The sequence below is a fragment of the Streptomyces sp. NPDC048415 genome (assembly GCF_040651675.1).
Classification (GTDB): domain Bacteria; phylum Actinomycetota; class Actinomycetes; order Streptomycetales; family Streptomycetaceae; genus Streptomyces.
This window is the reverse complement of the sequence record NZ_JBEZKJ010000010.1, coordinates 74981-100382: the sequence shown is the minus strand read 5'-3', so window position 1 is coordinate 100382 and position 25402 is coordinate 74981. Positions and strand designations below refer to the sequence as shown.

The window sequence follows — 25402 nt, the reverse complement described above, 5'->3', positions numbered from 1 at the left end:
TTCGGGAAGAGGAACCATGACAGTCGACCCGACAGACCCCGGGACCTTCGACGACCAGTTCCGGGAAGTCGACGACGCGGAAGCCCCGGAGGCCGACGCCGCCGAGCAGCACACCGAGCTGAACCCCTCGGACGACGATCCGGAACCGGTCGGCGATCCCGACAACGCCAACGAGGCGGACATCGCCGAGCAGGCCCGGGTCGTGGAACTCAACGAGGACGACTACAGGTGAGCGACGAGGACGAGCACCGTCCGTCCAAGGGAACGAGCACCGTCCATGAAAGAGGACGAGCACCGCTCCATGAAAGAGGTCAACCACCCGTGACGGGACATCGCTGATCAGGGCAGTCGGGGGCAGTCGGGACCGGCGAAGCGCCCAGCTCGCCCCGTTCGGCATACTTCGCGCCACTTTCGCCCGCGTCCGGTCCGTGAAATTCTGCGCTCGCAGCGCGCACACCACGGTTACCGAAAAGTACGATGGCCGCGCGGCGCACACCGCATGTGGACAATTTTGGGAGGCGGCGTGACAGCCATCGAGCAGACAGAGGCGGCACGCCCGCGGGGCACTCGCCTGCCGCGCCGTGCCCGACGCAACCAGCTCCTCGGCGCCGCCCAGGAAGTGTTCGTTGCGCAGGGGTACCACTCGGCCGCCATGGACGACATCGCCGAGCGCGCGGGAGTCAGCAAGCCGGTTCTCTACCAGCACTTCCCGGGCAAGCTCGATCTGTATCTCGCCCTGCTGGACCAGCACTGCGAGTCCCTGCTGCACGCGGTACGGACCGCACTCGCGTCCACCACGGACAACAGCCTGCGCGTCCGCGCGACGATGGACGCCTACTTCGCGTACGTCGAGGACGACGGCGGCGCCTTCCGGCTGGTGTTCGAGTCGGACCTGACCAACGAGCCCGCGGTCCGCGAGCGCGTCGACAAGGTGACGTACCAGTGCGCCGAGGCGATCTGCGAGGTCATCGCGGAGGACACCGGCCTCTCCCGCGCCGAGTCGATGCTCCTCGCCTCCGGTCTGGGCGGCCTGGCCCAGGTGGTGGCGCGCTCCTGGCTGCACAGCGACCGCAGCGTGCCGCGCGACCAGGCGGTCCAGCTGCTGACCTCGCTGGCCTGGCGGGGCATCGCGGGCTTCCCGCTGCACGGCACCGATCACCACTGACCGGTCATTTGTTCCCGCCCATTGTTCGCTCCTGGCGTTCTTGGGCGGAGCGTGTACGTCCCCTCACCGGGCTAATGTGTGCTGCGTACGGCGCGTACGAACGCGCACATCACTGACCGTCGGAGGGACATAGCCGTGGAGGTCAAGATCGGCGTGCAGCACGCGCCCCGCGAGATCGTTCTGGAGAGCGGTCAGACCCCGGAAGAGGTCGAGCGCGCGGTGTCCGAGGCGCTGGCCGGCAAGTCGCAGCTGCTCAGCCTCGTGGACGACCACGGCCGTAAGGTCCTGGTTCCGGCCGACCGCCTGGCCTACGTGGAGCTCGGCGAGCCGACTCAGCGCAAGGTCGGATTCAGCGCGCTGTAGTTCGGGCGAGCGAGCTCAGGCAAGCGGAAAGGGGTCCGGTGACTGTGTCACCGGGCCCCTTCGCCTGCTTGCCCCGACACGGCTCTCTCGCCTTCCCGGTCCAGGCCCCTTCTCTTGCCCCGACGCGGCCCTTTCGCCTTCCCGGTCCAGGCCCCTTGTCCTTGCTCCGATGGGCCCTTTCGCTTGCCCGGACGGCACACAGACGGCCCACAGAGGAGGATTGCGTTCCGCACGCCAGGGGTAAGACCGGCTACGACCGATTTGCACCGGCCGTGCGGGAGGGACCCCCACCATGTTCTTGGAAGTGCTCGGCTCCGCGATGCTCGGTCTCGCGTTGGCGTGGGCGGCCGCGTATCGCCTGCCGCACCGGCTGCCGGCCCGCACCCTGGTGCTCTCGACCGGCGTGGTCGGCGCCCTGTTCGGCGCCTTCCTGACGCACACCGCGCTGGGCGCCGGCCACTTCCTGCTGATCCTCGTCGGCGCGGCGGCCGTCTCCGCGGCGTCGCTCTCGCTGCTGCTCCGCCCGGAGGAGGGATTTCGCCGCCGCTCCGCGACGGCGTAACCCCTTCCGCGGACGCCCCTTCCACAGGCGCCGCGGTTAGGCGGCCAGCCCCAGCGCCGCCATCCGCTTCGTGTGCGCCTCGGTGATCCGCGAGAACATCCGGCCGACCTCCGCGAGGTCGAAGCCGTCCGCGACACCGCCCACGAGCATGGTCGACAGGGCGTCGCGGTCGGCGACCACGCGCTGCGACTGGGACAGGGCCTCGCCCATCAGCCGTCGCGCCCACAGTGCGAGCCGACCGCCCACGCGCGGGTCGGCGTCGATCGCGGCGCGCACCTTCTCGATGGCGAAGCCGGCGTGTCCTGTGTCATCGAGGACGGCGAGGACGAGGCCGCGCGTGTCCGAGTCGAGCCGCGCCGCGACCTCGCGGTAGAAGTCGCTGGCGATCGAGTCGCCGACGTACGCCTTGACGAGCCCCTCCAGCCAGTCCGAGGGAGCCGTCTGCCGGTGGAATCCGTCGAGCGCGGCGACGAACGGCTCCATCGCCTGCGTCGGCTCCGCGCCGATCGCCGAGAGCCGGTCGCGCAGCTGCTCGAAGTGGTGGAACTCGGCAGACGCCATCTTCGCCAGCTCGGCCTTGTCGCTGAGCGTGGGCGCCAGCTTCGCGTCCTCGGCGAGCCGCTCGAACGCCGCGAGTTCGCCGTACGCGAGCGCTCCGAGCAGGTCGACGACGGCGGCGCGGTACTGGGGCTCGGTGGAGGCCGTGTCCCAGTTCTGGGCGGCGACTGAGGTGGCCGCGGGAGCGGTGTCCCCGGTGGCGGCCTCGGCGGGTGTGTCAGCGGCGTTGTCAGGCGTCGTCATGAAGCGCACAATAGCCCGCTCACCGCAACAGGGAAGTCCCTGGTCAATCAGTGTGACGACCACTACGTGACCAAATCGGCCATCGCACATGCGCGATTCCAGGGTATGGTGGTAATGCGCCCGCCGAGTATCCGACGGGCCGCATGAATGAGGATGCCCGGTCGGTGGCCCGATCGGCTCCGACCCGACAGCCCTCCACGTCGGTACGGCACATCGCGTACGACACCCGGAGGGAACCCTCAGTGGTACGAGAGCTCGAGCGTCGGCAGTGGTCCCATGCCACTCGGCCCGCCCGTCAAGAGCGGCCGACGTCCCCGGCACGGTCCCGACACGACCCCCGCGCTCGCCTCGCACCGCGTACACAGAAGAGGCAGCACCCTGACTACGACTTTCCGAGAGCTCGGAATCCTTCCCGAGACGGCCGAGGCCCTTGAGGCCGTCGGCATCATCAACCCCTTCCCCATCCAGGAGATGACGCTCCCCGTTGCCCTGTCCGGCAGCGACGTCATCGGCCAGGCCAAGACCGGCACCGGCAAGACGCTGGGCTTCGGCCTCCCGCTCCTGGAGCGCGTCACCGTCCCCGCGGACGTCGAGGCGGGCCGGGCCCAGCCCGAGCAGCTCACCGACGCCCCGCAGGCCCTCGTCGTCGTCCCGACGCGCGAGCTGTGCACCCAGGTGACGAACGACCTGCTGACCGCGGGCAAGGTCCGCAACGTACGCGTTCTCGCCATTTACGGCGGCCGGGCGTACGAGCCGCAGGTCGAGGCCCTCAAGAAGGGCGTCGACGTCATCGTCGGCACCCCCGGGCGTCTGCTGGACCTCGCGGGCCAGAAGAAGCTCAACCTCAAGCACATCAAGGCCCTCGTCCTGGACGAGGCCGACGAGATGCTCGACCTGGGCTTCCTGCCCGACGTCGAGAAGATCATGAACATGCTGCCGGCCCGCCGTCAGACGATGTTGTTCTCGGCGACCATGCCGGGCGCGGTCATCGGCCTCGCGCGCCGCTACATGTCGCAGCCCACGCACATCCGCGCCACCGCGCCGGACGACGAGGGCGCGACGGTCGCGAACACCGCGCAGTTCATCTACCGCGCGCACAACATGGACAAGCCCGAGCTCGTCGCGCGCATACTGCAGGCCGACGGCCGCGGGCTCGCGATGGTGTTCTGCCGCACCAAGCGGACGGCGGCGGACCTCGCCGACCAGCTGCAGCAGCGCGGTTTCGCCTCCGGCGCGGTCCACGGCGACCTCGGCCAGGGCGCCCGCGAGCAGGCGCTGCGCGCCTTCCGCAACGGCAAGGTCGACGTCCTCGTCTGCACCGACGTCGCCGCCCGCGGCATCGACGTCGAGGGTGTCACCCACGTCATCAACTACCAGTCCCCCGAGGACGAGAAGACGTACCTGCACCGCATCGGCCGTACGGGCCGCGCGGGCGCCAAGGGCATCGCGATCACCCTCGTGGACTGGGACGACATCCCGCGCTGGCAGCTGATCAACAAGGCGCTGGACCTCGGTTTCAACGACCCGCCGGAGACGTACTCCACGTCCCCGCACCTCTTCGAGGAGCTGGGCATTCCGGCCGGCACCAAGGGTGTCCTGCCGCGTTCCGAGCGCACTCGCGCCGGGCTCGCCGCCGAGGCGGTCGAGGATCTCGGTGAGACCGGTGGCCGTGGGCCGCGCGGTCGCGGTGGCCGCGGCGACCGTGCTGAGCGTGGTGAGCGCTCCCCGGCGCCGTCCGCCGAGCGCGACCGCTCGGAGCGTACGCCGCGTCGTCGCCGTCGTACGCGCGGTGGTTCGGCGATGGAGGAGACGGCCGGGACTCCGGCCGCGCAGACGCCCACCGAGTCCGCCGCTGTCGAGGCCACCGACCCTCGTACCCCGCGCCGCCGTCGGCGCACCCGGAACGGGGCCGCGCCGGTCGCGGCCACGGCAGCCGTGGAGCCGTCGGTGACCGAGGCCGCGGTGGCCGCCATGGCGCCGTCCGAGGATGTCGTCGACGAGTCGGCCAAGCCGCGCCGTCGGCGCACCCGCAAGGCCGCGGAGACGGTGGACGCCGTGGAGGCGCCGGTGACGGCTGAGACCGTGGCCGAGAGCGCCGCGGACGTCGCCGAGGCTCCGGTCAAGGCCGTACGTCGGCGGACCCGCAAGGCCGCGGAGACCGCGGAGACGCCCCTCGCGACTGAGGCTGTGGACGCCGCTGAGGCTCCGGTCAAGACCGTACGTCGGCGGACCCGCAAGGCCGCGGAGACCGCGGAGACGCCCCTCGCGACTGAGGCTGTGGACGCCGCTGAGGCTCCGGTCAAGGCCGTACGTCGGCGGACCCGCAAGGTCGCCGAGGCCGCGGAGACGCCCGTCACGGCTGAGGCGGGTGTGGACGCCGCTGAGGCTCCGGTCGTGCCCGCGCGTCGGCGGACCAGCAAGGCCGCGGAGGCCGTCGTCGACACGGTCGAGGCTGTGTCTGAGGCTGCTCCTGAGGTCGCCGAGGCCAAGCCGCGGCGGACGCGGGCCAAGGCCGCCGTCGCCGTGGACACGGCCGAGGCCGTGGAGGCCAAGCCGGTGCGTCGGCGTACGCGCAAGGCCGTTGACGCCGAGATTCCGGCCCAGCCGGCCGGCGAGCTCACGGACGCCGAGGCCAAGCCGGTCCGTCGGCGGACGCGCAAGGCAGCCGAGCCTGCGGTCGAGGTGACCGAAGTCGCCGAGGCCAAGCCGCGGCGGACGCGGGCCAAGGCCGCCGTCGCCGTGGACACGGCCGAGGCCGTGGAGGCCAAGCCGGTGCGTCGGCGTACGCGTAAGGCCGTTGACGCCGAGATTCCGGCCCAGCCGGCCGGCGAGGTCACGGACGCCGAGGCCAAGCCGGTCCGTCGGCGGACGCGCAAGGCCGCGGAGCCTGCGGAGAGCTGATCCCCTGTCCGATGGCCCGGTCCCACTCCGGTGGGGCCGGGCCATCGGTTTTTTTCGCCCCCTCCGCCCCTATCCGTCCCCTACCTGGGGGCTCCGCCCCCGGGCCCCCATACCGCGCTAACGCGCTCGTCCTCGAACGCCGGACGGGCTAAAACCTTCCCGCGATAGCCTCAGGGGCATGAGTAGGCCCCCCAGCTTCGTCCCGCCCTCCGGAGTCCGTGCCAGTCGGCTGGTCACCGTGCGTGGTGAGTTCGCCGTGCTCGACGCGGCGCCGCACGGCCGGCACAAGGGAACCGCGCTCCTGCTGCCGGGATTCACCGGCAGCAAGGAGGACTTCATCGCGCTGCACGAGCCGTTGGCGGCGCGGGGGTATCGGACAGTCGCCGTGGACGGACGCGGTCAGTTCGAGACCGAGGGGCCGAAGGACGACGAAACGGCCTATGAGCAGGGCGAGTTGGCGAGGGATGTGCTCGCGCAGGCCGCCGCCGTCGGCACCCCCGTACACCTCGTGGGTCACTCCCTCGGCGGCCAGATCTCCCGCGCCGCGGTACTCATGGAACCGTCCCCCTTCGTCTCATTGACGCTCATGGCCTCAGGCCCGGCCCAGATCTCCGTGTCGCAGCAGCAGCGCGTCAAGCTGCTGCGGGACGCGCTCGCGGTGATGGACATGGCGGAGGTGTGGGAGGCGATCCAGGCGATGGAGCCGCCCGAGGAGACCGACACCGGCACCCTCGACTCGGGCCTCGACGACCGCGCCGACCTGCGCCGCCGCTGGCTGGCCAACAGCCCGGCCCAGCTCATCGCGACGGGCCGCCAACTGTGCACCGAGCCCGACCGCGTCGCCGAACTGGCCGCCGTCCCGCTGGCAAAGCACGTGCTGTCCGGCGCACTCGACGACACCTGGCCGGTGTCCCTGCTGGACGAGATGGCCGTACGGCTGGGAGCCCGGCGCACGGTCGTACCCGGAGCGGAGCACTCCCCCAACACGGATCAGCCCCTGGAGACGGCCCGCGCCCTCGCCGACTTCTGGGACAGCACAGCCGAGGCCGACAGGCCCTAGTACTGCGCCTGCAGATGCTCCCAGAAGCCGTCCCGGAGCGCGCGGCGCAGGTCCGCCTGGCCCCGCAGGGAGTACTGCAGCAGCCCTTCGGCCTCGACCAGCAGGTCCTGGTCGACCGAGCCGGGGAGGTACGGGTGCCCGGGCAGCAGTTCCACGAGCGACTCCCGGCCCCGCGCGGCCAGCCACTTCGCGGCGACCTGCGCGCCCACGAAGCGTACGTCCTCGCGGCTGGGGCGGCTCGCCGCCGTCGCGTCGTACGAGAGGGCGGTGCGCCGAGCCACGTACGGCTTGAAGAAGTCGAGGTCGAAGGTGCGCTGGCTGTCGACCTCCCAGAGCAGCGGCTCGGCCTGATTGCGGCCCTCCGGCGCCTCGATCCCCCACAGGTGGACCCGCGCCCCGTACCCCTGCGCGGCCTCGACCGCCGAGACCAGGTCCTCGTCGCCGCCGAGCAGCGCGGCGTCGCTGATGGCGCGATGTCGCGCGAGGGACTCGAGGTCGGATCTGATGAGGGAATCGACGCCTTTTTGCTGGTTGTTGGCGTTGAGGTTGCCCAACCTGACCTTTACGTCGGGCAGTTCGGCGATCGCCTGTTGTTCGGCGGTGTGGATGCGGCGCCGCGCGCCGTCGTACCAGTAGACGCGCAACAGCCTGCTGTCCGCGAAGATCGTGCGGGCCCGGTCGATGAGCGCCTCGATGAGGCCTTCGGTGTCCAGGTCGAAGGAGCGGCGGTCCTCCGTCCCGGCGACGAGCCGCCCCGCGGCCGCGTACAGATACCCGGCGTCGACGAAGATCGCGTGGGTCGAGGGCGTCTTCGCCACCTCGGCGAGCATGCGCTGGAGCAGCTCGTTCGTGCGGTCGATGCGGGCGCCGAGCGCCGCGAGGTCGTCGTTCATCGCCTCTATTGTCCCGGCGGTCACGCTGCGAACACAACTGGCCCCGGTCAGTCTCCGCCATGCCACTTACCGCTCAGTAGTTAGGTTCTCGAAAAATTTCCTTAGCGTAGGGAATGTTTGTAACACGCACCCCGTTGAATACGTACGGAAGCGGGGGCACCGACGCCTCGCGCACCACTCACGAGTAGTTCTCCTCAGGAGGATGACCAGACGAAGGGAGAAGCCCATGCGCTTCGAAATCATGCGACTCGACGACGTCGACGGCACGCCCGTGGACAGCACCGTTGTGGACGCCGCCTCCGTCAACCGGATCGTTCAGCAGGCCGCCGCCATCGGGCAGCGACTGTGGATCCGTCCGGCCGATTCGATTTCCGCCTCATAACGCGACCGACGCGCTGACACCGCGGACACTTTTCAGACTTCAGAGCCCCGTACGGCACCGATGCCGTACGGGGCTCTGCGTGTTCCCGGGGCGCTCAGCCGCCCTGGATCACCTGGGTGACCCCGTTGATGATCTGCTGCACGGCGATCGCGGAGAGCATCATGCCCGCGAGGCGGGTCACCAGCACGACACCGCCGTCCTTGATGACGCGGATGATCAGCAGCGAGTACCGCATCACGACCCACAGCACCACATGGATCGCGAGGATCGCGGTCCACACCGACACCTGCGTGGCGACACTGTCGGCCTTCTGCACAGCGAGAATCACGGAGACGATCGCGCCCGGCCCGGCGAGCAACGGCATGCCCAGCGGTACGAGGGCCACGTTGACGTCCTTGGTCTGCTTCGGCTCGTCCGTCTTGCCGGTCAGCAGGTCGAGGGCGATCAGCAGGAGCAGCAGTCCGCCCGCGATCATCAGCGCGGGCACGGAGACGTGCAGGTAGTTCAGGATCTGGTGCCCGAGCAGCCCGAAGACCGCGATCACGCCGCCGGCCACACAGACGGCCTGGAAGGCCATCCGCCGCTGCACCTTGGCGGGGCGTCCGGCGGTGAGTGCGAGGAAGATCGGGGTGATCCCGGGGGGATCCATGATGACGAAGAGGGTGAGGAACAGGGAGCCGAAGACGGCGACGTCGAACACGGTGATTTGGCCTTGCGGAAGGTGGTGAACGCGGTGGTGACCGCTGTGGGCAGGAGTTCCGCGCGGCAGAACGCCACCGCGGTGGAACGTGGCAGAAGCCAGCCGCCGGCGCGGCGGAGAACCGCGCGAGCAGCAGACGGCCGCGGAAGGCGGAACGCGGGGCACGGCTCCTGTGCGGGCGCCGTGCGGGGGGGCGAAGGAGGCCAGGACGCCGGGGCTGTCCGGTGGACCAGGTCGGGAGCGCGGGGTCCGGCTCGCACATCAGACCCGGCTCACCGGTATCGGACCCGCTCGCCCGCGCCTGTCGGACCCGCTCAGCCGTGCCTGTCAGGCGCCGCTTCCGGGGAAGCCGGCCCGAGCCGCCGGAGGAGCACTAGGCGTCCAGGACTCCGCCGGTCCCCGGTACGGGGAACGCCCCTGTGGCTCGCCGGATGATCTCGCCGTACACCTCGGGGTCGGTCGTGAACTCCCCGAGTACGCAGGTCTTGCGGCTGCCGTGATAGTCCGAGGACCCCGTGACCAGCAGTCCCAGGTCGGCCGCGAGCCCTCGCAGCCGCGCCCGGGTCGCCGGTTCGTGGTCCATGTGGTCGACCTCTATGCCGTCGAGCCCTGCGGCGGTGAGTTCCGCTATCGCGGACTCCGGGACCGTGCGGCCCCGCTTGGCGGCGGCCGGGTGCGCGAAGACCGTGACGCCGCCCGCTCCCTTGACCAGCCGGATCGCCTCGTACGGGTCGGTCTCGTGCTTGGGGACGTAGGCGCGGCCGCCATCGGCCAGCCACTGCTCCGTGAAGGCGTCGGAGACGCTGTCCACGACGCCCAGCTCGACCAGCGCGGACGCGACGTGCGGTCGGCCCACGGATCCGTCGCCCGCGATGCGCGCCACCTGCTCCCAGGTGATCGGCACGCCGAGCTCCTGGAGCTTGGCGATCATGCCCTGGGCGCGCGGCACCCGGTCGTCCCGCACCAGCTCGCGCTCGGCGAGCAGCTCGGGCTCCTCGGGGTCGAAGAGGTAGGCCAGCATGTGCATGCTGATGCCGTCGATACGGCAGGAGAGCTCGGCGCCGGTGACGAGGGTGAGCCCCTCGGGCAGCGCGGCGATCGCCTCGGCGTACCCGCGCGTGCTGTCGTGGTCGGTCAGCGCGAGGACGTCCAGACCGGCGGCGGCAGCGTTCCGTACCAGCTCGGCGGGGGTGTCCGTACCGTCGGATGCGGTGGAGTGGGTGTGCAGATCGATGCGCACTACGCGGACTCCAGGCGGTGACGGGGCGGAAGGGGACACCCAAGGATAACGGGAATCCCGAGCTCCCCCGGTCACACCCTCAACCGCCGAGTGCCCCCTACAAGCTCTCGACGGCCCGCTACGACTCGAGAATCCTCGGCGACAGCGCCCCGCACGGCAGCAGATCCATCTCCGCGCCCGCGTCCCGCAGATCCGTCAGCACCAGCTCGTCGTACATCAGCAGCCCGGACTGCTCGGGCCACACGACGGCCCACAGCCACAGGCCGCGCGCCTCGCCCGCGAAGACGGCGCGGTCGTCGGGGGCGCCTGACACGTGCCACAGCGGGGTCGGCCGCCCCGCCGCGAGGACTTTCGCCTGGGGTGGTTTCTCGACGCTCATGTAGGGGCCGGGATCGGGCCCGTCGATGCCCGCGTACCGGGCGCCGAGGCCGACGCCGAGTTCCTCCGCGACGAGCAGCAGCTCCCCGATGCCGCCGAGCGGCCCGGGACCCGAGCAGGCGACGGCGGTCGCCCGGCCCCCGCTGCGGTCGTCACCGGCGAAGGTCGCACCGGTGAACAGCCAGCCGACCGGCAGCGGCCAGGGCATCCACACCGGTACCCGGGCGTGGTGCACGACCACGCCGAGGGCCTCGACGCTGGGCGGGATCACGGGCTGCAGCGGATGCACGGTGCCGTGCACATCGCACTGCCAGGAGTCGGCAAAGAGGCCGGGAGCCCTGACCCGGCCACCACACTTCGGGCAACTGGGTTCGCCCCTCATAGGGCCCAACGGTCCTCCCCGTCCTGCGCCGCGTCAAGGACGATCACCCGTCCGGCGTGTGCCTGTCACGTCGAAAAATTAGGTGTATCTTGCACTAGTTAGCCCGACTAACTTATTATGTGCATACGACAACGATCAGTCGGTACGCAGTGAGGGAGCGGGCATGATCAGCAGCACGGGAGGCCCCGCCGAAGGGGACACACTCGACGCGGGCGCGGGCGGCATCCTGCGCCAGCCGAAGGCCGTCTGGGCGACCGCGGGGGCGTCGGTCGTCGCCTTCATGGGCATCGGGCTCGTCGACCCGATCCTGCCGTCCATCGCCAAGGGCCTGGACGCCACGCCGAGCCAGGTGTCACTCCTGTTCACCTCGTACTTCCTGATCACCGCCGTCGCGATGCTGGTGACCGGCTTCGTCTCCAGCCGCATCGGCGGCAAGAAGACCCTGCTGCTCGGCCTCGCGCTCGTCGTGGTCTTCGCGGGCCTCGCCGGCACGTCCGGATCGGTCGGCGAACTGGTCGGGTTCCGGGCCGGCTGGGGCCTGGGCAACGCCCTGTTCGTCTCCACGGCCCTCGCCGTCATCGTCGGCGCGGCGGCCGGCGGCAGCGCCGCGGCCATCCTGCTGTACGAGTCCGCGCTCGGCCTCGGCATGGCCTGCGGACCCCTGCTGGGCGCACTGCTCGGCAACGCCAGCTGGCGCTACCCCTTCTTCGGCACCGCGTTCCTGATGGCCGTCGGCTTCCTGTGCATCACGGCGTTCCTCAAGGAGCAGCCGAAGCCCGCGCGCAAGACGTCCCTGCTCGACCCGATCAAGGCGCTCGGCCACGGCGGTCTCGCCTCCGCGGCCGTCTCGGCGTTCTTCTACAACTACACGTTCTTCACCGTGCTGGCCTTCACTCCGTTCGTGCTGAACATGACCCCGTACAAGTCAGGCGCGGTGTTCTTCTGCTGGGGCGTGCTCCTCGCCGTCTTCTCGGTCGTCGTGGCCCCACGCATGCAGGCGCGCTTCGGCTCGTTGAAGGTGCTGGGCGGCTCACTGGTGCTGCTCGCCGTCGACGTGCTCGTCCTCGGCTACGGCGACCACACCACCGCCGTGGTCTGCACGATCCTGTCCGGCGCCTTCATCGGCGTGAACAACACGGTCTACACCGAGCTGGCGCTGGGCGTGTCGGACGCGCCGCGGCCGGTGGCGAGCGCGGGCTACAACTTCGTGCGGTGGTTCGCCGCCGCGGCCGCCCCGTACTTCGCGCCGAAGATCGAGGAGTGGAGCGACATCCACATCCCGTTCGTGGTCGCGGCGGTCACGGCGGCACTGGGCGCCCTGGTGGTGTTCGTACGGCGCAACGCACTCACGCACGAAGCCGAGGAGCTTCAGCCGAAGCACGCCACCGAGGACAGTGTCGCCGTTTTCGCCAACTGACTGTTTGCAGCCGGGGAATGACCCGGCCTCAGTCGAGAGGAACGGACTTGCGCAGCGGATCGCGCAGGTCCGTTCCGCCGTTCAGCCAGCGCTCCTGGAGGGCGCCCGCGCCGTGCACGCGCTTCCACGCGGCCTCGTTCGGCGTCATCGGGAGCAGCGGCAGGAACCGTACGGGATCGGCGGGCGCGTCCAGTTCCAGGTCCTCCACCAGGCCACCGGACTCCGCGACCAGGACCGAGCTGAACGGCGCGCCGGGCCACAGGGGCTCCCCCACGTCGAGCGAGGCGCCGGGGGCCACGACCAGCCCCTCGACCTGCGGGGAGGCGGCGAGCACGGCGAGCGGGCGGAGCACCTTGTCGGTGTCGGCGCCGGCCGGGCGCACCGAGAGGATCAGCTCGGCGCGCGGGCCCTTGACCTGGTCGGCGAGGACCGCCGTCGGGTCCGCCATCGGCTGGGCGGACATGCCGAGCGTCGCGTAGCGGACGATGTCGCCCTCGGTGAAGCGCAGCACTTCGATGCGGTCGGTGCCGAGGAAGGTGACCGCGGCCCGCGCGTCGGGTTCGCCCAGCACGGAACGCAACCTCGCCTCGACCAGAGGAAGAACATCAGCCATGCGCCGAGCATAGGCCGCGTCAATTCCCGGGGAGCGCGCCGGACCCCGCAGTCAACAACGGGCAAAGCGGCGCCTTGACGCTTCGGTGCGCTGATAGTCTTGGCCGCTGGTCGGGGCAGCACGCAGAAGCGTCGCTCTCGAGTTCCGACGCACTGAGACTGATCCGGCTCCCCTATGGAGGGAGTTGGACTCCCCTTCGGGGGATGGCTCGTCCCTCACGGGGGACCGACCGGAGGAGGTGGGGCTGCAATGGATCGAAGTCGACCGTGCAGTACCACCCGCTCTTCCGGTCGCTGAGTTCCGTAGCTGGTTCCGCTGGGTTTCCAGCTCTGCTGGCTGCTGCCTCCCGCAAACGTGTGCATATGTGTCAGCGTTGCCCGGTGCACCACGGAAGAGCGCTTCGTTTCCGCCTGATCTGTCTGATCTGAATCAGTAGCGAAGCTGCCACCGCGACGGTGCGGTGCTCCCCGCTTTGTGGACGTGCCAAACATCCGCAGTCAGGACGTCCCCATTCCGGGTAGTTTCAACCGTCGTCGGCGGCCTCCGTTGCGAAAAGGAGCCTGCCATGTCGATGATCCGTGACCTGCGTGCCGCGGTCCGTCCCCGCCCCTCGCTGCGCAAGGACAGCGGCTCGTACGACACCACCCGCGACCCCGGCACCCCGTCCGCCGTGGTCGACTGCGCCGTCTACCGCGACGGTGCCCGTGTCGAGACCCGCGAACCGCTCACCCCGCACGAGGCGATGCGCCAGGTGCACCGCGACGGTGGCTTCGTGTGGATCGGCCTGCACGAGCCGACCGAGGCCGAATTCGCCGGTATCGCCCGCGAGTTCGGGCTGCACCCGCTGGCCGTCGAGGACGCCGTCCAGGCCCACCAGCGCCCCAAGCTGGAGCGCTACGACGATTCCCTCTTCACCGTCTTCAAGACCATCCACTACGTCGAGCACGACCGGCTGACGGCCACCAGCGAGATCGTCGAGACCGGCGAGGTCATGTGCTTCACCGGACGGGACTTCTTCATCACCGTCCGGCACGGCGGCCAGGGCTCGCTGCGGGCACTGCGGCACCGCCTCCAGGACGACCCCGAGCTGCTCTCCAAGGGGCCCTCCGCCGTGCTGCACGCGATCGCCGACCATGTCGTCGACGGCTACATCGCGGTCGCGGACGCCGTGCAGGACGACATCGACGAGGTCGAGACCGAGGTGTTCTCGCCGGGCCGCAAGGGCACTCCGCGCGGTACGGACGCCGGGCAGATCTACCAACTCAAGCGCGAGGTACTGGAGTTCAAGCGCGCGGTGTCGCCGCTGCTGCGCCCCATGCAGCTGCTGAGCGAGCGGCCCATGCGGCTGATCGACCCCGACATCCAGAAGTACTTCCGGGACGTCGCCGACCACCTCGCCCGGGTGCAGGAGCAGGTCCTCGGCTTCGACGAGCTGCTCAACTCGATCCTCCAGGCCAACCTGGCCCAGGCCTCCGTCGCGCAGAACGAGGACATGCGCAAGATCACGTCCTGGGCCGCGATCATCGCCGTACCGACGATGGTCTGTGGCGTGTACGGCATGAACTTCAAGCATATGCCCGAGCTGCACTGGCGATACGGATACCCGGTGATCATGGGCATCACGGTCGTCCTCTGCCTCGGCATCCACCGCACCCTGAAGCGCAACGGCTGGCTGTAGAAGCGAGCTGGATAGTCTTGGCCCCATGACCGAAGAGCTGCTCGACCAGGCCCTCGTCGAGGAGGCCACCAAGAAGTCCGGGCTGATCTGGGTGCGGGGCGGCGGCGTGCCGGCGCTCGACGCCCCTGGACACGGGGCGCCCTCCCGCGCCCTGTGGCACGTGTGGCACGACGGCGCGGCCTGTCTGGTCGGCGACGGGCCGGGCGAGCAGCCGCTGCCGGGCCTGGCCGACGGAGGCGACGCGGTCGTCACCGTACGCAGCAAGGACAAGGGCGGACGCCTGATCTCCTGGTCCGCGAAGGTCGTCGAGCTGACCCCCACCTCCCCGGAGTGGGAGGCGGCCGTCGGCGAGCTCAAGGGCAAGCGGCTGAACGCCCCCGACGGTGAGGCCATGCCGCAGCGCTGGGCCCGCGAGTGCCGGGTGCTGCGCCTGGAGCCGTCCGGCACCACCGCCGAGCTGCCCGACGGCTCTCTCGCCCAGCCGCCGCTGCCGACCCCGGCGACCACCCGCCGGCCGATCCCGGCGGCCCTGCCCCGCCTCCTGCTGAAGAGGCGCAAGCGCCGCTAGGACGTGGGCAGTTGCTGCCCGTAGTCCACCGTTTCCTTCTTGGAGGGTTCCTCCAGGGCGAAGTCCTTGCCCCAGTCGGTCAGGCGGAGGGTGCCGGCATTGCCCGCGCGGACCAGGCTGAGCGGGTACGGGGTCCCCTTCAGGGAGACGTCGAGGGAGCCGCCGGAACCCTTGTCGCCGGTGATGCGGATGGTGCGGACGCCGGACTGCTCGTGGTGGCCGTCGGTGGCGAGGGTGCCGTGCAGGGTGAGCAGCCCGTCGAGGAGGACGTCCTTGTCGGTGAAGCCGCTGAAGCGCTTGTAGGCGGGGTCGCCGGCCGGGACCTTCACATACATGCCGTCGAGCTTCCTGGCCGCGGACGTGTCGCCCGAGGCCTTGCCGCCCTGCTGGCTCCAGAACTCGGCGTCGGCCTTCAGGAAGAGGTGATCGCCGACCCGCAGCAGCCGGAAGGTCGCCCCCTTGGAGGTGACCGAGCCGGTGCCGCCGTCGGACTTCAGGCGCATGTCGAGCGTGTACGTGGTCCCGTTGGACACGACGGTTCCGGAGAGCCGTACGGTGTCCGCGGCCCCGGCCGCCTTCCTCGTCTTCGCCTGGATCGTGGCGGCGGGCAGCTTGCCCACCCCGTTCGTGCCCGCGTCCGGATCCTCACTGCCGCACCCCGTCAGACCCGTCCCCGTCACGACCAGTACGCACATCGCGCTCACCAGTGCGGCCCTGCGAGTACGGCCCTGGGGAATTGCAGTCACAGCTGGGGCGCCTTTCGTGCGGAGGTCCGGGCGGCGTACGGCAGCGTACCGGTGCCGCGGGCGCCCGCCGGAGGCAGTCCGTCCGGACCGCCCACCAGGGCGTATCCGACCGGGACGGGCTAGCCTGAAGCCCACCTGAGCGGACAGGGCAGGACAGAACGCGCGTACGGACTCCCGACAGTGGCAGTCGTACGGAGTCGCAGTCGTAGGGAGAGAAAAAGAAGGAGGCGCGGGCATGGCCGCAGGCGCCCCGCGGATCTTCGTCTCGCATCTCGCAGGTGTCGCCGTCTTCGATCCGAACGGCGATCAGGTGGGCCGCGTGCGGGATCTCGTCGCCATGCTCCGCGTCGGACGGCGGCCGCCCCGGCTGCTCGGCCTCGTCGTCGAACTGTCCACCCGCCGCCGTATCTTCCTGCCCATGACCCGGGTGACGGGCATCGAGTCCGGCCAGGTCATCACCACCGGCGTCCTCAACGTGCGGCGCTTCGAACAACGGCCCACCGAACGGCTCGTCTTCGGCGAGCTGCTCGACCGGCGCGTACGCCTCGGGGAGACCGGCGAGGAGGTGACCGTGCTCGACGTGTCGATCCAGCAACTGCCGGCCCGGCGGGACTGGGAGATCGACCGCGTCTTCGTGCGCAAGGGCCGCAGCGGGGCCTTCCGGCGCACCAAGGGCGAGACGCTGACCGTCGAGTGGTCCGCCGTCACCGGGTTCTCCCTGGAGGAGCACGGACAGGGCGCCGAGAGCCTGCTCGCCACCTTCGAGCAGCTGCGCCCGGCCGACCTCGCGAACGTCCTGCACCACCTGTCACCGAAACGGCGCGGGGAGGTGGCCGCCGCGCTGGACGACGACCGCCTCGCCGACGTCCTCGAAGAGCTTCCCGAGGACGACCAGATCGAGATCCTCGGCAAGCTCAAGGAGGAGCGCGCGGCCGACGTCCTGGAGGCGATGGACCCGGATGACGCGGCCGACCTGCTCGCCGAACTGCCCGCCGAGGACGTGGAGCGGCTGCTGAGGCTGATGCGGCCCAGCGACGCGGCGGACGTGCGGCGGCTGATGGCGTACGCGGAGCGGACCGCGGGCGGTCTGATGACGACGGAGCCCATCGTGCTGCGGCCCGACGCCACGGTCGCCGACGCGCTCGCCCGGGTCCGCAACCCGGACCTCTCCCCCGCGCTCGCCGCCCAGGTGTACGTCTGCCGCCCGCCGGACGAGACACCGACCGGCAAGTACCTCGGCGCGGTGCACTTCCAGCGCCTGCTTCGCGACCCGCCCTTCACACTGGTCGGCTCGCTCGTCGACGACGACCTCCAGCCGCTGGACCCGGAGGCCCCACTGCCCGTCGTGGCCGGGTTCTTCGCGACGTACGACATGGTCGCGGCGCCCGTCGTCGACGAGAGCGGCTCCCTGCTCGGCGCGGTCACCGTGGACGACGTACTGGATCACATGCTGCCCGAGGACTGGCGCGAGACGGAGTTCCACCTCGAAGAGGGGGCGCCCCATGGCACCTGAGCGCGAGAGCCGCGATCGGGTGGCCTCCGGGGCCACCGCCACCTCCCGGCCGCGCACCCGGCTCGACCAGCCGATGCCGCCGCGGCGGCGACTGGTGCCCGAGTGGGACCCGGAGGCGTTCGGACGGCTGTCGGAGCGGATCGCGCGGTTCCTGGGCACCGGGCGGTTCATCGTCTGGATGACGGTCGTCATCATCGCGTGGGTGCTGTGGAACGTCTTCGCGCCGCGTGACCTGCGCTGGGACAGCTATCCCTTCATCTTCCTGACCCTGATGCTGTCGCTGCAGGCCTCCTATGCCGCCCCGCTGATCCTGCTCGCGCAGAACCGGCAGGACGACCGCGACCGGGTCAACCTCGAACAGGACCGCAAGCAGAACGAGCGGTCCATCGCGGACACCGAGTACCTCACCCGGGAGATCGCCTCGCTGCGCATGGGCCTCGGCGAGGTCGCCACCCGGGACTGGATCCGCTCCGAACTTCAGGACGTGATCAAGGAGCTGGAGGAGCGGCGCGTCGGCGGCCATGTCGTATTCCCGGCGGAACGATCGCACGGACGTGACGTAGACGACCGGTGACGGGGCTTTCCGGCCCCCCGGCCTGTCGCCGTACCATCGTCCTTATGGCTACGGATGACGCGGTGCGCGAAGCACTGGCGACGGTGAACGACCCCGAGATCCAGCGACCCATCACCGAGCTGGGGATGGTCAAATCGGTGGAGATCGGTGCGGATGGCGCGGTCGCGGTCACCGTGTATCTCACCGTCTCCGGCTGCCCGATGCGCGAGACCATCACGAAGAACGTGACGGAGGCGGTCTCGGCAGTCGAGGGCGTCACCCGCGTCGACGTGACCCTGGACGTGATGAGCGACGAGCAGCGCAAGGAACTGGCGTCCGCACTGCGCGGCGGCCAGGCCGAGCGCGAGATCCCCTTCGCCAAGCCGGGCTCCCTGACCCGGGTATATGCGGTCGCCTCCGGCAAGGGCGGCGTCGGCAAATCATCGGTGACGGTGAACCTGGCGGCGGCGATGGCGGCCGACGGCCTCAAGGTCGGTGTCGTCGACGCCGACATCTACGGCCACTCGGTGCCCCGCATGCTCGGCGCGGACGGCCGTCCGACCCAGGTCGAGAACATGATCATGCCGCCGTCCGCGAACGGCGTGAAGGTCATCTCGATCGGCATGTTCACCCCGGGCAACGCGCCGGTGGTCTGGCGTGGCCCGATGCTCCACCGCGCCCTCCAGCAGTTCCTGGCGGACGTGTTCTGGGGCGACCTGGATGTCTTGCTGCTTGATTTGCCCCCCGGCACGGGCGACATCGCGATCTCGGTGGCGCAGCTGGTCCCGAACGCGGAGATCCTGGTGGTCACCACCCCACAGCAGGCAGCGGCGGAGGTCGCCGAGCGCGCGGGCTCGATCGCGGTCCAGACCCACCAGAAGATCGTCGGCGTGGTGGAGAACATGTCGGGTCTTCCCTGCCCGCACTGCGGCGAGATGGTCGACATCTTCGGCACGGGCGGCGGCCAGACGGTCGCCGACGGCCTGACCCGCACGACGGGCGCCACCGTCCCGGTCCTCGGCTCCATCCCCATCGACGTCCGCCTCCGCGAGGGCGGCGACGAGGGCAAGCCGGTCGTCCTCACCGACCCGGACTCCCCGGCAGGCTCGGCCCTCCGCGCCATCGCGGGCAAGCTGGGCGGCCGCGCACGGGGCCTGTCCGGGATGTCCCTCGGCATCACCCCGCGCAACAAGTTCTAGATTCCTGGGGCAGTTCCCCGTGCCCGTCAGGGGCGCGGGGAACTGCGCGAGCAACCACAGCGGCCCCGCAGCCACAAGCGGTCCGCAACACCCCGGATCCCATACGGGGAAGGGGGCGCCGTCGAGCAAGACGGCGCCCCCTTCCCCGTACACCCCGCCGGCTAGGCGTACGCGCCGATGTCCTTGATCATGGCGAACCCCAGCCCATACGCACTCATCCCCCGCCCGTACGCGCCCACGTGGACGCCCTCCTGGGTGGACCCGGCGAGAACCCAGCCGAACTCGGACTCGCGGTAGTGGAAGGACGTGGGCACGCCGTCCACGGGAAGGGACAGCGTGGACCAGTCGGGGCCGTCCAGATCGTCGGCCAGCACCCACGCGGTCTCGGTCTGCTGGTCCAGCCAGTCGTCGCGCAGGGTGTGGTCCATCTGGCCGGGCCAGGTGAAGGACAGCAGCCCCACACCGGCCAGCCAGGCCGCGGAGGACACCGAGGTGGCCTCCAGGAGCCCCGTGCCGTCCGCGCTGCGGCGTACGGGGCTGGCGGCGACGGTGACCACGACCGCGAACCGCTCCTTGTCCTCGGTCGACTCACTGCGCACCGTCGGTTCGTCGCCGTGTCCGATCGAACCGTGCTCGACGGCACCGTCCGCCGAGGTACCGACCTGCATCAGCCAGCGCGGTCCCGTGAAGGCCTCGTCGAGGCCGTACCACGGGAAGGGCGCCAGCAGGTAGCCGTCGACCGTGCCCCGGGCGGAGGGGACCTGTCGTCCGCCCTCCGCGGCCGGCGCCTGCGCGCCTACCCGACTTGTCGTCTCCATCTGCCGGACGCCTCCTAGCTCTCGTCGAACCGGGCGGCCCGCCCCCCTCGGGCGTCCTTATCGGTCCGCACAACAACTGGGCAGCATAGCCACACCACTCCGAGCAGCAGGGAAACCGCCCGGCGCGTGGGTCGTGCGCGCGCCGGATTCAGGCCGCGCGGCGTACGTCTGAAGTGCGGGTACGCGGGCGTCGGGACGGATCAGGTGACGTCCGCCACGGCATACCGGGGCCAACGGCTCAGGTGGACGTCCGCCACGGGATACCGGGGGCTACCGCTCAGGTGGACGTCCGCCACGCCACCGTGCGGCCTACCGCTCAGGTGGACGTCCGCCACGCCATACGGGGGCCTACCGCTCAGGTGGCGTCGGCATCGTAGGGCGGGCGCTCGTCCGGGTCGAGCTTCTCGCGCTTCTTCGTCATGTCGACGGACCCGCCGGACCCGCCGGTGGAGGAGGACGACGAGGTGTCGGACTCGCGGCTGTGAACCGCGTCCGTGACCTCGGCCATCTCCTTCTTCACGTCGAATCCGTTACGGATCTCCTTGAGGCCCAGCTCGTCGTTGTCCAGCTGCTTGCGGATGAACGTCTTGGGGTTGAGGTCCTCGAACTCGAAGTCCTTGAACTCCGGGCCGAGTTCCTCGCGAATGTCCGCCTTGGCGCTCTCCGAGAACTCACGGATCTTACGAATGGTGCGCGTGACGTCCTGGATCATCTTCGGGAGCTTCTCCGGACCGAAGACGAGCACGGCAAGGACGACGAGCGTCACCAGCTCCAGCGGTCCTATGTCATTGAACACCTGATGCTCCTTGCGATGTCCGCGGTCCTCGGCCCTCGGCAGGTCGTCCGTGGTCCGGGCCGGGTCCACGGTACCCGTCCATCCTGTCCGTCCGGAACTGTCCCGGGGCTTGCGAGTTCATGTACACGGCCGGTTTTCCGCGATGTTTGCCGTGCGGAGCTGGCACATTGCGCCCAGCTGTGAAGTTCATGCCAGTCGCCGCCGGGTGCTGTCGACAGGCTCGCTCTCGGTCGGCCGACAGGCTGGCTCGCTCTCGGTCGGCCGACAGGCTGGCTCGGTCCCGGTCGGTCGACGGGCTCGGTCCCGGTCGGTCGACGGGCTCGGTCCCGGTCGGCGGCCTCAGTCGCCGTCGGCGGAGCCGAGGACCAGGATGACCTTCTTCTCCGTGCCGCCCCGCGTGAGGGTCAGCCGAAGGCGGTCGCCGGGGCGGTGGGCGCGGGTCTTCACGATGAGTTCCTCGCCGGAGTGGACACGCCGGCCGTCGACCTCGGTGATGATGTCGCCCGCCTTGACGCCCGCTTCGGCGCCGGGGCCGCCCGCGGTGACCGGGGGACCGCCGCCGTTGCTCTTCGTGCCGACGCGGGCGCCGTCGCCCGTGTAGTTCATGTCGAGCGTGACACCGATCACGGGGTGGGTGGCCTTGCCGGTGTTGATGAGCTCCTCGGCGACGCGCTTGCCCTGGTTGATGGGAATGGCGAAGCCGAGCCCGATGGAACCGGCCTGACCACTCTCCAGGTCCGAGCCGCTGTCGGCGGAACGGATGGCGCTGTTGACGCCGATGACGCGGGCCTTGGAGTCGAGGAGGGGGCCGCCGGAGTTGCCGGGGTTGATGGGCGCGTCGGTCTGCAGGGCGTCGACGTAGGAGACGTCGCTTCCGTCGCCCTTGTCCCCGCCCGCCGTGATGGGTCGCTCCTTGGCGCTGATGATGCCGGAGGTGACCGTGTTGGCCAGGTCGAAGGGCGCGCCGATGGCGACGACGGGGTCGCCGACCTGGACGTTGTCGGAGTTGCCGAGCGGCATGGGGTCGAGCCCGCTGACGCCGGAGACCTTGACCACGGCGAGGTCGTACCCGCTGTCGTGCCCGACGACCTCGGCGTCGGCGCTCTGGCCGCCGCTGAACGTCACGGATATCTCGCCGCCGCTGCCGGCCGGTTCGATCACATGGTTGTTGGTGAGGATGTGGCCCTGGCGGTCGAGCACGAAGCCGGTACCTGTGCCCTCCTCTCCCGAGCCGCGCACGTGCAGGGTGACGACGCTGGGCAGCGCGTGCGCGGCGATCCCGGCCACGCTGGCCGGAGCCCGCCCCGGCGCCTCCTTCGCCGCCTGCGGCAGCTCGACGTCCCCCATCCCCCCGTTTCGTTGCAGATACGCCCCCACAGCACCGCCCAGGCCCCCGGAGACAAGCGCGAGCACCACAGCCCCGAGCACCAGCGTCTTCTTCGCCCGCTTGCGCCGCTGGACGACGCTCACCACGGCGGCGCCGTTCTGCTGGAGCGGGCCGGGGGCGGCCCAGGGGTCGTAGTTCTGCCAGGGGGTGGCGGCCCGTGGGTTCGGTACGGGGGCGTTGTGGGCGCCTCCCGCGTACGGGGCCGGGGCGGGGCTGCCGCCGGGCGGGGCCGGGGGTATCTGGTCGTCTTGAGCGGGGGGAACGGGGGCGCGAGCGTGCGCCGAAGCCGTGCCGGGGTCGGCGGACGTCAGGGGCGCGGAGGGGGCGTGGGCGGGTACGCCCGGCGGGAGCTGCGTACCGTGAGCCGGCGCCCCCGTCGCGGCGTGCGCCTCGTGGACCGCTGTCCCGGCCGGGACGCGCGTCCCTTGGGCCGGTGTCCCCGCCGGGGCGTGCGCCTCATAGGCGGGTGTCCCCGCTGCGGCGTGCGCCTCGCGTGTGGACGTCGTCGCCGGGTGCTGGACCGGCGGGGCGGGCGCCCAGGGTCCGGGCTGCCCGTAGGGCGGGGTGCCGTAGGGGTCGGGGTCGTGCAAGGGCTTGGCTCGCTCTGTCTGGTCGGCGGAGGGTGCCGGAACCCGATCCTCCATGGCCGCACCGGATGCCGCCTCGGCAACAGTCATGGACCCGGTCACCGGCTGGACCACGCCGGGTGCCGGAACCCGATCATCCAAAGCCCCGCCAGACGCCGCCTCGGCAACAGGAACGTGACCAGCCACCGGCTGGACCACGCCGAGTACCGAAACCCGATCATCCAAAGCCCCGCCAGACGCCGCCTCGGCAACAGGCGTGGACCCGGTGACCGGGTGGACCGCGCCGAAAGAGCTACCGTCCGCCTCAGCCTCCCGCTGGACGGAAGCGGGGCGTTCCAGCTCGAAGTCACCGTCGCTGTCAGGGTCATCGCGCTCGACGTACGCGCCGATGCCGGAGCCGCTCCCACCGGGACGGCCCAGCTCGAAGTCACCCTGGCCATCACGGACGAGGCGCCCGTCGCCGCCAACCGCCGGGTCACCGCTCCCCCCAGGACGGCCCAGCTCGAAGTCACCCTCGCCATCACGGACGAGGCGCGCGTCGGTGTCGGAGCCGATGTCACCGCGCGGAGCGCCGCTCCGCGCGGGACGGTGCAGCTCGTCATCGCCGCCGGGATCGCCGTCGTGGCCCTCGAGAGACGGCCCCGCGTCAGCGGGACCCGCCTTCGGCGTCCCCGGATCGGCCGCGGCCCCCACCGGGAGGTGATCCGTGGTGGTGTCTGGCGCCGCGCCCTGGAGCCGGGGCCGGCTCCACCACTTCGGCTTCGTGGGCTTCCCCTCGTTCATGCTCTCCCCACACCGGGCCCGCGGCACAACTCGCCTACGGTCACCGCGGATTTGTCGACTCCGCGTCCGGGATCCCTCCCTCGGACGCGGCCCACCCTGGATTCAACCAGGTTCACGGGCCGCTGCGCAGAGGCCGGGTCAGCGGACGGTACGGGAGGTGGGGGACAGGGAGGAAGACGGGGACGGGGTGGCGGCGGGGGCGGCGAGCAGACCCGGCGTCGTGACGTCTGGGGCCCTGGACCACGAGGTCAGCGTGACCGGCTCGGAATCGGTGAGCTGGCGTATGAGCGGGGACATCGCGGCGGCACCGGCCACCACGGGTGTCGTCAGCGTGTGCATGACGTCCTGGCCGCCGTCCGCCGGAGCGGGGACTCCGGGCAGCAGCGGCGCGGACGCCTCGGTCGGCGCCACGCGGTTCTCACCCAGCGCCGGCTGCCCCTGCGCGAGCAGTGGCCCGACGGACCGGCGACGCCCCGACTCGGGAGCCGTCGAGGCCCCCGTGCCGGGCGAACGCATCGGCGTCACATTGCTTCCGGCGCCGGAACCCCCGCGCGCGTCCGCCGTGTCAGCCGGCACGCCGGTCGACACCCCGCCGAGCGCGACCGCGGCCAGCGACACCGCACCGGCGGCGGCGAAGGCGAACCGCAGCCCGCGGGAGGCCGACCGCTCGGCCTCGTGACGGCTGACGTCATGGATGCGGAAGCCCCGCCCCGAGGAGGCGGGCAGCACATCGCCGTGCGGTCCGGTGGGGACGTAACCGAAGGGCTCACCCCTCACACCGAAAATCCCGGCGACGCCGGAGGTCCGGTCCGCCCCGGGAAGTCTTCCGCCGAATCCTCCCCCGCCGAGCGGCGAGCCACCGCCGTCGGAGTCACCTCCCCCGGGCAGCCCCTGGAGACGGGCCAGGAAGCTCTCGGAGGGCGGCGGAGGGGCCGCTTTCGCGAATACGTTCTTCAGCCGGCGCTGGGCGTCCGCCTCGGCCTTGCACTTCGCACAGGTGGCAAGGTGGGCCAGGACGCGCTCGCGCGACTCATGACCGAGCTCTCCGTCCACCAGGGCGGAGAGTCGGTCGCCGAGGTGCTGCTCAGCGGGCGTAGGACGGGATCCACTCACGCGGTCGCGCCCCCTCCTCCCAGCACGGGCACACGGGGCACGAACGAGCGGCGCTCGGCGCGGGCCTCGGGAGACCGGTGGGCAAGGGCCTTGCGCAGCTGGGAGCGGCCGCGGTGGATCCGGGAGCGGACCGTGCCGAGCTTGACACCGAGGGTCGCGGCGATCTCCTCGTACGACAGTCCTTCGATGTCGCACAGGACGACGGCGGCGCGGAACTCGGGCGCGAGGGTGTCCAGCGCCTGCTGGACGTCCGCGTCGAAGTGTGCGTCGTTGAAGACCTGCTGCGGGGACGGCTCGCGGCTGGGCAGGCGCTCGGCCGCGTCGTCGCCGAGGGCGTCGAAGCGGATGCGCTGCTTGCGGCGCACCATGTCCAGGAAGAGGTTCGTCGTGATGCGGTGCAGCCAGCCCTCGAAGGTGCCGGGCGTGTACGTGGACAACGAGCGGAAGACGCGGACGAAGACTTCCTGTGTGAGGTCCTCTGCGTCGTGCTGGTTGCCCGTCAGGCGATAGGCGAGACGGTAGACCCGGCCGCTGTGCGTGCTGACGACCTCCTCCCAGGTGGGCGGAGTCCACGCCTGCGACTCCGCGTCGGTGGTGAACGTCGCGGTCTGCGCGGGAGCGGCAGCGTGGAACTTGTCAGCGATGTCAGTCACGGATTTCGGCTCACCCGCCGATCTGAGCAGGCGCCGCAGCACCCCTCCTCGATCCACAGGCGCAGCCGCACCTCCCCTGTCGGCTCTGGTGGTGTCCAGTGGAGCCCCTACCATAGCCACCTCGCCCGTTAGCTCCGGATAAGCGGTTTTA

General features: G+C 70.8%; 25 protein-coding genes. 13 read left to right on the top strand and 12 right to left on the bottom strand.

Going from position 1 to position 25402, the window contains the following annotated elements; all coding sequences use genetic code 11:
• The first annotated feature begins 16 nt into the window (after positions 1-16).
• From AB0D27_RS10365 to AB0D27_RS10350, 4 genes are all read left to right on the top strand, one after another.
• Positions 17-232, top strand: coding sequence for a hypothetical protein (locus tag AB0D27_RS10365; RefSeq protein ID WP_362504965.1), 216 nt, complete (start codon positions 17-19; stop codon positions 230-232).
• 291 nt (positions 233-523) lie between these two features.
• Entirely contained in the window at positions 524-1165 is a 642-nt protein-coding gene (locus AB0D27_RS10360; RefSeq protein WP_362504962.1) for a TetR/AcrR family transcriptional regulator, read from the top strand.
• A gap of 135 nt (positions 1166-1300) precedes the next feature.
• Positions 1301-1528, top strand: a complete 228-nt coding sequence (locus tag AB0D27_RS10355; RefSeq protein WP_028801993.1) for a DUF3107 domain-containing protein — start codon at positions 1301-1303, stop codon at positions 1526-1528.
• Between the two features lie 292 nt (positions 1529-1820).
• The gene (locus tag AB0D27_RS10350) at positions 1821-2090 is read left to right on the top strand and encodes a hypothetical protein (RefSeq protein ID WP_362504959.1); all 270 of its coding nucleotides are present in this window, start codon (positions 1821-1823) and stop codon (positions 2088-2090) included.
• 36 nt (positions 2091-2126) lie between these two features.
• On the opposite strand, the gene AB0D27_RS10345 is transcribed toward AB0D27_RS10350, so the two are convergent.
• Positions 2127-2900: a ferritin-like fold-containing protein gene (locus AB0D27_RS10345; RefSeq protein WP_362504956.1), complete on the bottom strand. Its 774-nt coding sequence runs from the start codon at positions 2898-2900 to the stop codon at positions 2127-2129.
• A 267-nt stretch (positions 2901-3167) separates the two neighbouring features.
• Between AB0D27_RS10345 and AB0D27_RS10340 the strand changes: the two genes are divergently transcribed.
• Positions 3168-5792 (top strand): DEAD/DEAH box helicase, encoded by a 2625-nt coding sequence (locus tag AB0D27_RS10340; protein ID WP_362504953.1) that lies wholly within the window; start codon positions 3168-3170, stop codon positions 5790-5792.
• A 178-nt stretch (positions 5793-5970) separates the two neighbouring features.
• A complete protein-coding gene (locus AB0D27_RS10335; protein ID WP_362504950.1) occupies positions 5971-6852 on the top strand; it encodes an alpha/beta hydrolase in 882 nt (293 codons plus the stop codon).
• Here the strand turns inward: AB0D27_RS10335 and AB0D27_RS10330 are convergent.
• A complete protein-coding gene (locus AB0D27_RS10330; RefSeq protein ID WP_362504947.1) occupies positions 6849-7745 on the bottom strand; it encodes an NYN domain-containing protein in 897 nt (298 codons plus the stop codon). The genes AB0D27_RS10335 and AB0D27_RS10330 overlap by 4 nt on opposite strands.
• A gap of 226 nt (positions 7746-7971) precedes the next feature.
• Here AB0D27_RS10330 and AB0D27_RS10325 point away from each other — a divergent pair, with 226 nt between their 5' ends.
• The gene (locus tag AB0D27_RS10325; protein ID WP_362504944.1) at positions 7972-8127 is read left to right on the top strand and encodes a hypothetical protein; all 156 of its coding nucleotides are present in this window, start codon (positions 7972-7974) and stop codon (positions 8125-8127) included.
• Positions 8128-8221: 94 nt separating this feature from the next.
• Here the strand turns inward: AB0D27_RS10325 and AB0D27_RS10320 are convergent, their stop codons facing one another.
• From AB0D27_RS10320 to AB0D27_RS10310, 3 genes are all read right to left on the bottom strand, one after another.
• On the bottom strand, positions 8222-8827 hold the full coding sequence (locus AB0D27_RS10320; protein ID WP_362504941.1) for a MarC family protein: 606 nt from the start codon (positions 8825-8827) through the stop codon (positions 8222-8224).
• Between the two features lie 373 nt (positions 8828-9200).
• Complete coding sequence (locus tag AB0D27_RS10315; RefSeq protein WP_362504938.1) at positions 9201-10067, bottom strand: PHP domain-containing protein; 867 nt, start codon at positions 10065-10067, stop codon at positions 9201-9203.
• A 118-nt stretch (positions 10068-10185) separates the two neighbouring features.
• A complete protein-coding gene (locus tag AB0D27_RS10310) occupies positions 10186-10827 on the bottom strand; it encodes a DUF6758 family protein (RefSeq protein ID WP_362504936.1) in 642 nt (213 codons plus the stop codon).
• A gap of 163 nt (positions 10828-10990) precedes the next feature.
• On the opposite strand from AB0D27_RS10310, the gene AB0D27_RS10305 reads away from it, so the two are divergent.
• On the top strand, positions 10991-12244 hold the full coding sequence (locus AB0D27_RS10305; protein ID WP_362504933.1) for an MFS transporter: 1254 nt from the start codon (positions 10991-10993) through the stop codon (positions 12242-12244).
• A 28-nt stretch (positions 12245-12272) separates the two neighbouring features.
• On the opposite strand, the gene AB0D27_RS10300 is transcribed toward AB0D27_RS10305, so the two are convergent.
• Positions 12273-12857, bottom strand: coding sequence for a suppressor of fused domain protein (locus AB0D27_RS10300; protein WP_362504930.1), 585 nt, complete (start codon positions 12855-12857; stop codon positions 12273-12275).
• Between the two features lie 565 nt (positions 12858-13422).
• On the opposite strand from AB0D27_RS10300, the gene AB0D27_RS10295 reads away from it, so the two are divergent.
• Positions 13423-14535 (top strand): magnesium and cobalt transport protein CorA, encoded by a 1113-nt coding sequence (locus AB0D27_RS10295; RefSeq protein WP_362504927.1) that lies wholly within the window; start codon positions 13423-13425, stop codon positions 14533-14535.
• Between the two features lie 25 nt (positions 14536-14560).
• The gene (locus AB0D27_RS10290; RefSeq protein ID WP_362504924.1) at positions 14561-15103 is read left to right on the top strand and encodes a hypothetical protein; all 543 of its coding nucleotides are present in this window, start codon (positions 14561-14563) and stop codon (positions 15101-15103) included.
• Here the strand turns inward: AB0D27_RS10290 and AB0D27_RS10285 are convergent.
• The gene (locus AB0D27_RS10285; protein ID WP_362504921.1) at positions 15100-15849 is read right to left on the bottom strand and encodes a hypothetical protein; all 750 of its coding nucleotides are present in this window, start codon (positions 15847-15849) and stop codon (positions 15100-15102) included. The two genes, AB0D27_RS10290 and AB0D27_RS10285, sit on opposite strands and share 4 nt — an antisense overlap.
• A 235-nt stretch (positions 15850-16084) precedes the next feature.
• Here AB0D27_RS10285 and AB0D27_RS10280 point away from each other — a divergent pair, with 235 nt between their 5' ends.
• From AB0D27_RS10280 to AB0D27_RS10270, 3 genes are read left to right on the top strand one after another with little or no spacing between them, the layout of a single operon-like run.
• Positions 16085-17362 (top strand): CBS domain-containing protein, encoded by a 1278-nt coding sequence (locus tag AB0D27_RS10280; RefSeq protein WP_362504918.1) that lies wholly within the window; start codon positions 16085-16087, stop codon positions 17360-17362.
• Complete coding sequence (locus tag AB0D27_RS10275) at positions 17352-17936, top strand: DUF1003 domain-containing protein (RefSeq protein ID WP_362504915.1); 585 nt, start codon at positions 17352-17354, stop codon at positions 17934-17936. The genes AB0D27_RS10280 and AB0D27_RS10275 overlap by 11 nt, the downstream gene beginning before the upstream one ends.
• Before the next feature lie 44 nt (positions 17937-17980).
• Positions 17981-19114, top strand: a complete 1134-nt coding sequence (locus tag AB0D27_RS10270; RefSeq protein WP_362504913.1) for an Mrp/NBP35 family ATP-binding protein — start codon at positions 17981-17983, stop codon at positions 19112-19114.
• A 161-nt stretch (positions 19115-19275) separates the two neighbouring features.
• On the opposite strand, the gene AB0D27_RS10265 is transcribed toward AB0D27_RS10270, so the two are convergent.
• The 5 genes from AB0D27_RS10265 to sigE all read right to left on the bottom strand — a co-directional run bounded on the left by AB0D27_RS10265 (position 19276) and on the right by sigE (position 25293).
• Positions 19276-19932 carry a hypothetical protein gene (locus tag AB0D27_RS10265; RefSeq protein ID WP_362504910.1) on the bottom strand — a complete coding sequence of 219 codons (657 nt, stop codon included), beginning with the start codon at positions 19930-19932 and terminating at the stop codon, positions 19276-19278.
• Between the two features lie 355 nt (positions 19933-20287).
• Positions 20288-20728, bottom strand: coding sequence for a sec-independent translocase (locus AB0D27_RS10260; protein WP_362504907.1), 441 nt, complete (start codon positions 20726-20728; stop codon positions 20288-20290).
• A gap of 339 nt (positions 20729-21067) precedes the next feature.
• A complete protein-coding gene (locus AB0D27_RS10255) occupies positions 21068-23485 on the bottom strand; it encodes a trypsin-like peptidase domain-containing protein (RefSeq protein ID WP_362504904.1) in 2418 nt (805 codons plus the stop codon).
• A gap of 138 nt (positions 23486-23623) precedes the next feature.
• Entirely contained in the window at positions 23624-24598 is a 975-nt protein-coding gene (locus AB0D27_RS10250) for an anti-sigma factor (protein WP_362504901.1), read from the bottom strand.
• The gene (sigE, locus tag AB0D27_RS10245) at positions 24595-25293 is read right to left on the bottom strand and encodes an RNA polymerase sigma factor SigE (RefSeq protein WP_362504898.1); all 699 of its coding nucleotides are present in this window, start codon (positions 25291-25293) and stop codon (positions 24595-24597) included. The genes AB0D27_RS10250 and sigE overlap by 4 nt, the downstream gene beginning before the upstream one ends.
• Between the last annotated feature and the right edge of the window lie 109 nt (positions 25294-25402).